This is a genomic window from Synechococcus sp. J7-Johnson, assembly GCF_024345795.1.
GTDB lineage: Bacteria > Cyanobacteriota > Cyanobacteriia > PCC-6307 > Cyanobiaceae > Regnicoccus_A.
On sequence record NZ_JAGQBU010000066.1, the window covers coordinates 1 to 5,139 of the forward strand.

The following is a 5,139-nucleotide window of genomic DNA, read 5'->3' on the forward strand; positions in this document are numbered from 1 at the left end:
GCAACCACTGGGGGTAACGCACCCCTCGGCGCTTACGTCTCTCCGGCAAGGCCTGCAGGAAGGCGATCAGATCGGGACTGGCAGCAAGCTGGGCCAAAGGACAAGAGCAGTCCCGATAAAACCAGGCTCAGCTTGGCCGCACAACGACCCTTGTGCCTGACTTTCAGTCGGCCCTGATCACTCCCCCCAGCGGCGCATCAGGTTGGTGTAGCTGCGGCTGATCAGATCGAACACCTCGCTCTTGCCCTCCTGACGGAAAAGCGCCCGGCGGGCGGTGTCGAGCTCGAACAGCAGTTCACGCTGCTCGGCGTCGCGAACTCGGCTATGAATCCAGCCCACGGCCACCAGACGCTCCCCCTGGGTCACGGGCTCGACGCGATGCAACAAGGTGCTGGGATACACCAACGCATGTCCGGCCGGAAGCCGCAGCGCCTCCTCTGCCGAGGGCGATTCCAGCACCAGCGCGCCTCCCTCGTACTCGCACGGATCGCTGAGGAAGAGGGTGAAGGAAAGATCACTGCGACCCCCCGCCATGAAGGCGTTATCAACGTGGCGGCCATAGCCTTCACCGGGCCCGGAGCGGCTGAACAGCAGCCCGTGGACCCTCACTGGCAAGGCTGCCGACTGCACCAGGGGGTGGCGCAACAGGGGTTCCACCACCCGTGGTGTGAGCTGGCCCTGCAGAGCTGAACTCCGATCCAGCTGGCGGTTGTTCTTGACCGTTCGTGCATGCCAACCGGCGGTCTCCACGCCAGGCCTCCAGGCATCGACCTCAGCCAGCAGTTCCATCCGCAGATCCGCCACCTGCTGGGCCTCCAGCAGAGGTTCAAGCGCGAAACGCATGGACTGTGACGAATGGCACCACAGGCTGTGGCAAATGCACGGGCTGCCGGGAGCCACGACCTCACAATGAAACACCATCTGAGTTTTGCCATGGCCCGCTCCAGCATTGCCCTGTTTCTGGCCACCGCTGGACTGGTGGCCGGCACCGTGGGCTGCGGAGGTGCCCCCGAGACCAAGGAGGGCGGGGAAGACAATGGAGAAAAGATGGAAAAAACCGTTCCCGGTGCTGCCCAGAGCGAGAAGAACAAAGAGGGCGGTGAAGGTGGTGAAGGGGATGAGCGAGAGGAAGGTGGTGAGGGTGGAGAAGACTGAGCTGGTATGAGCTGGGCGATGAACCCATCGCCTGGGAGCGAGGCGATTACACCCTGAAGATTGGCTGGCTGCATGGCCAGGCCAGGAACTCTGGGTAGAACGAGCAAGAACAGCAAACTGAAGCCCCCACAGATCCCAGAGTTCAGGCTGGGGCTGGTTCAACGTGGCTCAGTCGCCGCTCCAGCAGCAGCAGACCCAGCACCGTGGTGACGGTAACCATCAGCACCAGGGCCGAGAACTGCACCGAGTCGATCAGGCCCTGATTCAGGGCTGTGGTAGCGAAGACCAGCCCAGGAAGGCCTCGGGGGATCAGCCCCGCCACCACCAGCCAGCGGTCGACGCCCTCCTCACGATCTTTGCGAGTGATGCCGAGGCCGCAGGTGAGCTTGCTGAGCACACCCAGCACGATCAAAACCGCCGCCAGGCTCCAGGCGAGTGGCTCCAGCAGCGTGCCGGCAGTGACCCGCATGCCGACGCTGATGAAGTAAAGGGGCAGGAACACTTCGGAGAGCACGGTCAGTACCCGCTGCACCTCCCCATGCACAGGACCTAGCCGGGCCATCAGCACCCCTCCCCAGAGGGCTCCCAGCAGGCTGGTGAGACCACTCGACTCACCCAGCCAGGCAGAGCCGATCAGCAGCATCATGACGGCCAGGGAGCCGGTGGGCCGCTCGCTGCGGTGACGTGCCCAGTAGTCCACGGCAACCCAGCTGACGATCGCCATCAGCACTCCCGCCAGCGGACCGATCCAGCCGCCCCCCTGCCCACCAAGCCGCAGGCCGGAGGTGGCGGTGGCGATCAGCAGCAGACCGATGGCCGGCAGATCGTCGAGCACCGACACCCCCACCAGCACCCTGGCTGAGGGGGTCTGCAGCGCCCGGCGCTGGGCCAGCAGCCGCAGCGTGACGCCGGTGCCGGTGGCGCTGAGTACTGCAAGGCAAAGCAGGGTGGTGGGGAGGGAGAGGGCGAACCAACTCCTCAGAGGCCAGTACGCCAGCAGGGGGGTGCAGAAGCTCAGCGCCACCGTGCGCAGCACCGTGGCACGACGCGAGGAGATCAGATCACCGCGCACCTCAAGGCCCACCTGGAAGAAGAGGGTGAGCACCCCCAGCTCCGTGAGACCGCTCAGCGGCGCCATCGACTGGAACGGAAGCACGGTGTTGCCGAGGATGAAACCCATGGCGAGCTCCAGGACAATCGCCGGCACCGCCCATCGGGCCATCCATCCGGCCGAAAGTCGAGCCAGCAGGACGCCCATCAGCAGGATCAGGAGCGTGCTGAGCAGGGATGGGGAAGCCACGGCCAAGGATCAACCCCCTGCTGGGATCGCTTCATCCTGACTCCCGAGGCGGCAGCCTCTGGTATCCCCATGCCTGATCGCCGGATGGCCGCGTCAGTCGATGCGTCCGGGAGGGGACTCGACACCGGACGCCCCTTCGAGTTCAGCCTCCGTCAGTCCGCTGAGGTCCTCCTCCTCGGCGTCCCCTGCCGGCGAGGGTTCTCCGGTGAGTTCATCACTCAGCTCCTGGAGTATTCGATCGGCTGAATCAGGCGAGTCCAGGTTGTCGTCGAGAGGTTGTGTGGGCGTCCAGTTCATGGCAGGCACCGGCAGGAAGGGGGGGGCGGAGGGATCCACCTGAACCGTATCCACGCTGGCCTTTCCAGGCCGTGACCTCGTAGGGATGTGATGCAGCGCCCCTGACCTCCTGTGGCTAGGACAGGGAAGCCCCAGGGGGTTGCTGTGAGCAGTTCCAACGCCGCCGAACGGGAGGTGATCGTCTGCTCAGCTGGCGTGGAGCTGGCCGGCAGTTTGACGCATCCGGATCCGGCAGCTGGGCTGGTGCTGTTCGCCCATGGCAGCGGCAGCAGTCGCTTCAGCAGCCGCAACCGCTACGTGGCGAGCATGTTAGTGGAGGCACAGCTGGCCACGCTCCTGTTCGATCTGCTCACCTCGGCGGAGGAGCGGATCGATGAACTGGACCGATCGCTGCGCTTCGACATCCCCCTGCTCAGACGGCGCCTGATCGGCGCGATCGACTGGGCGGGCAGCCAGCCGGAGTTGAAAGGTCTGCCGATCGGACTGTTCGGAGCCAGCACCGGCGCCGCGGCGGCCATTGCGGCGGCGGCAGCGCGCCCAGATCCGGTGGCAGCCGTGGTGTCCCGTGGAGGCCGTCCCGATCTCGCTGCGGAGGCCCTGCCTCTGGTGCGCAGCCCCACGCTATTCCTCGTCGGCGCTCAGGACATTGAGGTTCTCCAGCTCAACCGGCAGGCCGCCGCTCGGTTGATTGCGCCCCACGCCCTGCAGGTGGTGCCGGGTGCCACTCACCTGTTCGAGGAGCCCGGCACGCTGGAGCAGGCTGCCCAGCTTGCCCGCGACTGGTTTCTCAGGCACCTCTCAGAGGCCAGGCCCCGAATGATTGCTGATCCCTCACGCCCCCCTTCAAGCCATGGTTGACCGATCTCCACTCTGGAGCGACCGCCATCAGGCAGGACTCGCTCTTGCTGAAGCCTTCGCCGAATGCCGGGGCCTCGCCGACAACACCACCTTGCTGGCACTGCCGAGGGGGGGAGTGCCGGTGGCGGCGGCGATGGCCTCCCGCCTTGGGCTGCCACTGGCGACCTGGTCGGTGCGCAAGGTCGCCGACCCCGCCTGGCCAGAGCTGGCGATCGGTGCGGTGGCAGCCGGTGGGGTGGTGGTCTGGCGGAACGGAGAGGGCGCCAGCCGTCGGGCGACCACGGCTGCCGCGCACGGCTGGCTGCGGGAGCAGGAGCAGGAACTCAGACGCCGTCAACTGCTGTTCGGAGACCCGCCGGGTGAGCAGCTCTTCGGCCGACATCTGATCGTGGTGGACGACGGCATCGCTACAGGCATGACCGTGAAGGCTGCCCTGCTCTCGCTGCGCAAGTTTCAGCCGGCCTCGCTGGCCCTGGCAGTGCCAGTGGTCGATCGCGACATCACAGCCGAACTGAGCCTGCTGGTGGATCGTTTCGTGGCCCTGGCTGAAGTCGACGATCTCCAGGCCGTTGGTCTCTGGTATGAGCACTTCGAGCAACTTCGGGATGAACAGGTTCTGCCTCTGTTGCGAGCGCACTCCGCTGCACGGGAACAGGTACCCCCTCAAGCCTCAATCAACACGCAGGAGCTTTAGCTTGAAGTTGAGGGGAGGCCCCCTGAGAGCTCTCTCCTCAACAGCAATCCGGGTAAGTCGCCCGGCAGCAGAGATGGAGGTGATGAGATTGGAAACAGGCCCAACGTGGCACCACACGGTTGCCATCTCAACCAGCGGAATCAGCCATACGCTACTTGTTTATTCTTGATGTGCGAACCCTGGGCTGCATAACCCAGACGGGACTTATCGGCTGACGAGGTCAAGCCTTGAGCATCTCTCGTCCAGCAACGTTGTTCCTTGACAATCCCGCAGTCGCAGCTGCGGTATGGTCTTTTGGAGTCTTACTTACGCCGAGTCGCTGGAGTGCCTCAACCGTACTGACAGAATCCAGCTCGTCTATCGCAGAGAAAGGAGATGAGGAAAGGGCAGCAACCTTGGCCTGTGACCACTGATGGATTAGTGCTGCATTTATTGCCGCAGGCGAGAACCCGCCATGAAGCCGCTCGTTCCCTGCAAGAGGGGCGTAGTTGCTATACAGATTCATACTCGCTCGGGTCATTGAATTCACGCTTCTTGCCATGAAACGACTCGTAGAGTTCCCGATGCCTTGAGAGCCCATATTCGTCGGTACGACTCTCGTAGGCTCCAACCCATTTGAGCAGGTTTTCTAGATTTTCGTCTTGTTCCTGGCGTGAGCCAAACTTGTCTGGCTCCCACGGTCTTGAGTGGCAGTGTGCGATGCATGCATCTAACGAACAAGGATAGATCGTGCGCAGCCACGATCTTATCCGGTGGTTGGACTAGCCCTTTTCGCTATTGACCAGTGGCTTACGGTAGATACGTCGGCCCGAATCTCAGCTTTCCTTCTGAATTC

Annotated in this window: 6 protein-coding genes; 3 read left to right on the forward strand and 3 right to left on the reverse strand. The window is 63.8% G+C overall.

Going from position 1 to position 5,139, the window contains the following annotated elements; genetic code table 11:
- Nucleotides 1-177 precede the first annotated feature (177 nt).
- On the reverse strand, nt 178-843 hold the full coding sequence (locus KBY93_RS15960; protein WP_255095403.1) for a Fe2+-dependent dioxygenase: 666 nt from the start codon (nt 841-843) through the stop codon (nt 178-180).
- A 90-nt stretch (nt 844-933) separates the two neighbouring features.
- Here KBY93_RS15960 and KBY93_RS15965 point away from each other — a divergent pair, with 90 nt between their 5' ends.
- Nucleotides 934-1,155 carry a hypothetical protein gene (locus KBY93_RS15965; protein WP_255095404.1) on the forward strand — a complete coding sequence of 74 codons (222 nt, stop codon included), beginning with the start codon at nt 934-936 and terminating at the stop codon, nt 1,153-1,155.
- A gap of 142 nt (nt 1,156-1,297) precedes the next feature.
- Here the strand turns inward: KBY93_RS15965 and KBY93_RS15970 are convergent, their stop codons facing one another.
- Together KBY93_RS15970 and KBY93_RS15975 are read right to left on the reverse strand one after the other, a co-directional pair.
- Nucleotides 1,298-2,455: a cation:proton antiporter gene (locus KBY93_RS15970; protein WP_255095405.1), complete on the reverse strand. Its 1,158-nt coding sequence runs from the start codon at nt 2,453-2,455 to the stop codon at nt 1,298-1,300.
- 93 nt (nt 2,456-2,548) lie between these two features.
- Entirely contained in the window at nt 2,549-2,752 is a 204-nt protein-coding gene (locus tag KBY93_RS15975) for a hypothetical protein (protein ID WP_255095406.1), read from the reverse strand.
- Between the two features lie 144 nt (nt 2,753-2,896).
- On the opposite strand from KBY93_RS15975, the gene KBY93_RS15980 reads away from it, so the two are divergent.
- On the forward strand, nt 2,897-3,610 hold the full coding sequence (locus KBY93_RS15980; RefSeq protein WP_255095407.1) for a dienelactone hydrolase family protein: 714 nt from the start codon (nt 2,897-2,899) through the stop codon (nt 3,608-3,610).
- Nucleotides 3,603-4,304 carry a phosphoribosyltransferase gene (locus KBY93_RS15985; RefSeq protein WP_255095408.1) on the forward strand — a complete coding sequence of 234 codons (702 nt, stop codon included), beginning with the start codon at nt 3,603-3,605 and terminating at the stop codon, nt 4,302-4,304. Before KBY93_RS15980 ends, KBY93_RS15985 begins: the two co-directional genes overlap by 8 nt.
- The last annotated feature ends 835 nt before the right edge of the window (nt 4,305-5,139 follow it).